Annotated in this window: 2 protein-coding genes; both read right to left on the reverse strand. The window is 67.9% G+C overall.

Annotated features, from left to right (window positions below; all coding sequences use genetic code 11):
* Positions 1-21: 21 nt before the first annotated feature.
* Positions 22-3,138: an efflux RND transporter permease subunit gene (locus FVW20_RS09780; RefSeq protein WP_196609278.1), complete on the reverse strand. Its 3,117-nt coding sequence runs from the start codon at positions 3,136-3,138 to the stop codon at positions 22-24.
* Positions 3,135-3,666: efflux RND transporter periplasmic adaptor subunit (locus tag FVW20_RS09785; RefSeq protein WP_196609279.1), on the reverse strand; the 532-nt coding region annotated here is incomplete at its 5' end. The genes FVW20_RS09780 and FVW20_RS09785, both read right to left, overlap by 4 nt.

Genomic DNA, 3,666 nt, shown 5'->3' on the forward strand with positions numbered 1-3,666 from the left:
CGGCATGCCCGCCAGCCCGGGCTACCCCTGCGCCCGCGCCGCCGCCCGTTCGTTGCCCAGCGCGCGGCCCATCTTGCGTTGCAGCCAGCGGCTCAGCCTGTCCAGATACATGTAGTACACCGGGGTGATGTACAGGGTCAGCAACTGCGACACCAGCAGGCCGCCCACCACGGCAAGGCCCAGCGGCCTGCGTTCCTCGGCGCCCGCGCCAAAGCCCACGGCGATGGGCAGCGCGCCCATGAGCGCGGCCATGGTGGTCATCATGATGGGCCTGAAACGCACCAGACAGCCATGGAAGATGGCGTCCGCCGGGGCGCGGCCCTCCACCCGCTCGGATTCGATGGCGAAGTCGATCATCATGATGGCGTTCTTCTTCACGATGCCGATCAGCATGATGATGCCCACGAAGGCGTACAGGTTCAGGTCGTACCCGAAGAACATCAGCGTGAGCAGCGCGCCCATGCCCGCCGAAGGCAGGCCGGAAAGGATGGTCAGCGGGTGGATGAAGCTTTCGTACAGGATGCCCAGCACGATGTAGATGACGAACACCGCCAGCGCCAGCAGCACGGCCATGCCTTGCAGCGAATTCTGGAAGGCCTGCGCCGTGCCCTGGAACGAGCCCACCACGTCGGCGGGCAACAGGGGCGACGCCGCCTGCTCCACCTGGGCCACGGCCTCGCCAAGGGCCACGCCGGGCCGCAGGTTGAACGACACGGTCACCGAGGGCAGCTGGCCGGAATGGTTCACCGACAGCGGCCCCACCCCTTCGCTCAGGCTGGCCAGGGTATCCAGCGGCACCAGCATGCCGGAATTGGCCCGCACGTACAAAAGCGGCAGCACGGACGCATCGCGCTGGTATTCGGGCAAGAGTTCCAGCAGCACCGCGTAGTCGTTGGTGGGCGCGTAGATGGTGGAAACCTGGCGCGAGCTGAAGCCCGACTGCAACGCCTCTTCCACCCGCTGGGCCGAAACGCCCAGCGCCGCCGCCTTGTCGCGGTGGATGGTCACGCGCACCTCCGGGTTCTTCAGCTGCAGGTCGCTGGTCACGTCCTGCAGGCCGGGCAGGGTGCGCATCCGCTCTTCAAGCAGGGGGGCCACCCGGTACAGTTCGCCGGTGTCCGGCCCCTGGATGGTGTACTGGTACAGGCTCTTGGTGGTGCGCCCGCCGATGTTGATGGACGGCGGGTTGGACACGAAGGCCTGGATGCCGGGCAGGGTGTTCAGCCTGGGCCGCAGCCGCTGGATGACCTGTTCCGGCGTTTCCCTGCGCTGGTGGCGGTCCTTCAGCATGATCACCAGCCGCCCGGCGTTGCCGCCAAGGTTCGGCCCGCCCGGACCCACGATGGAGGTGAACGAGGCGATGGCCGGGTCCGCCGCCAGCACGGCGTGCAGGGCGGTCTGGTTGCGCACCATGGCATCGGACGAAATGGACTGGTCCGCCTCGGTGAAGCCGGAAAGCTGCCCCGTGTCGCCGCTGGGCAGAAAGCCCTTGGGCATGACCACGAACAGCCACGCCGTCAGCCCCAGCACCCCCAATGACACGAGAAAGGTCATGAAGTGGTGGCGGGTGGTGAAGCGCAGGCTGCGTTCGTAGATATGCAGCAGCCCGTCGAAGAACGCTTCCAGCGCGTTGTAGACGCGCCCGTGGCGCTCGGCGCCGTGCGGCTTCAGGAAGCGGCTGCACAGCATGGGGGTAAGCGTCAGCGACACCACGCCCGAAAGACCGATGGCCACCATGATGACCACCGAGAATTCGCGGAACAGCCGCCCCACCACCCCGCCCATGAACAGCACGGGGATGAACACGGCCGCCAGCGATATGGTCATGGAGATGATGGTGAAGCCGATCTCCCTGGACCCGTCCAGGGCCGCCTGCATGACCGGCTTGCCCATTTCCTTGTGGCGCACGATGTTCTCGAGCATGACGATGGCGTCGTCCACCACGAAGCCCACGGCCAGCGTCAGGGCCATCAGCGACAGGTTGTCCAGGCTGTGCCCGAACACGTACATCAGGGCAAAGGTGCCCACCACCGACATGGGCAGGGCCAGGCTGGGAATGACCGTGGCCGACAGGCTGCGCAGGAACAGGAAGATCACCAGCACCACCAGGAACACGGTGAGCACCAGGGTGAACTTCACGTCGTCCACCGATTCGCGGATGGTCTGCGAACGGTCGTACATCACGTTCAGTTGCACGGACGCGGGCAACTGCCGCTCGAACGAGGGCAGCAGTTCCTTCACCGCGTTGACCACGGCCACGGTGTTGGAGCCGGGCTGGCGCTGCACGGCCAGCACGATGCCGCGCGTGTCGTTGAACCAGGTGAACTGCCGGTCCTGCTCCACGCTGTCGATGACCCGGCCAAGCTCGCCCAGGCGCACCGGCGCGCCGTCGCGCCAGGCCACCACCATGGGCCGGTACGAGGCGGCGTCGAACAGCTGGCCGCTGGCCTGGATGTTGCGCGAGGTATGGTCGCCCTGCAGGGTGCCGGTGGGCAGGTTGACGTTGGAATCGGCAATGGCCTTGGCCACCTCGTCCAGACCAATGCCGCGCGTGGCCAGGGCGCGCGGGTCCACCTGGGCGCGCACCGCGTACTTCTGCGAACCGTACACCTGCACCTGGGCCACCCCGGCCACCATGGAGATGCGCTGGGCCAGCATGGTGTCGGCGTATTCGTTCACCTGCGACAGGGGCAGCGTGGGCGAGGTGAGCGCAATGTACAGGATGGGCTGGTCGGCGGGGTTGACCTTGCGGAAGTAGGGCGGCGTGGTCATGTCGTCGGGCAGGCGGCGCGCCGCCTGCGAGATGGCCGACTGCACGTCCAGCGCGGCCGCGTCGATGTCGCGGTCGAGGGCGAACTGGATGGTGATGCGGGTGCGCCCCAAGGTGCTCGACGAGGTCATGGAGTCGATGCCCGCGATGGTGGCGAACTGCCGCTCCAGCGGGGTGGCCACGGCGCTGGCCATGGTTTCCGGGTCGGCCCCGGAAAGCTCGGCCGTGACCATGATGGTGGGAAAGTCCACGTTGGGCAGGTCGCTTACCGGCAGGTTGCGGTAGCCCACCACCCCGAACAGGAACATGGCCAGCATGACCAGGCAGGTGGTCACCGGCCTGCGGATGAAGAACGCCGCGATGTTCACTGGCGCGCCTCCGCCGGGGCCTTGGCGTCCGCTTCGCCGGATTTCGCCGCATGTTCGCCGGGCTTTGCCGATTGCCCGCCGGAAGCCGCACCGGCAGAGGCCTTTTCCTCCACCACGGCGCCGGGGGTCAGGCGCAGGTGGCCGTCGATGACCACCCGTTCGCCCGCTGCCACACCATCCTCGATCACCACCTGGCCGGCATGGGCAAGCCCGGTGCGCACCTTGCGCAACTGCACCGTGTTGTCCGGACCCACCACGTAGGCGAACAGCCCCTGGCTGCCGGTCTGCACCGCCTGTGCGGGCACCACCACGGCGTCGGGCACCTGCCCCAGCTCCACATGCACATCCACGAACTGGCCGGGCCACAGCACACGCGCCTCATTGGCAAAGGTGCCGCGCATGCGGATGGTGCCGGTGGCGGTGTTCACCGTGTTGTCCACGAAGGCCACCGTGCCGCGCGCCGACACCCCGCCCCCATCGCCGCCGGATCCGGGCACCCGCGCCTGCACCGGCACGCCCCCGGCGGCC

This window comes from Nitratidesulfovibrio oxamicus, from assembly GCF_015731765.1.
In the GTDB taxonomy this organism is placed as follows: Bacteria; Desulfobacterota; Desulfovibrionia; order Desulfovibrionales; family Desulfovibrionaceae; genus Cupidesulfovibrio; species Cupidesulfovibrio oxamicus.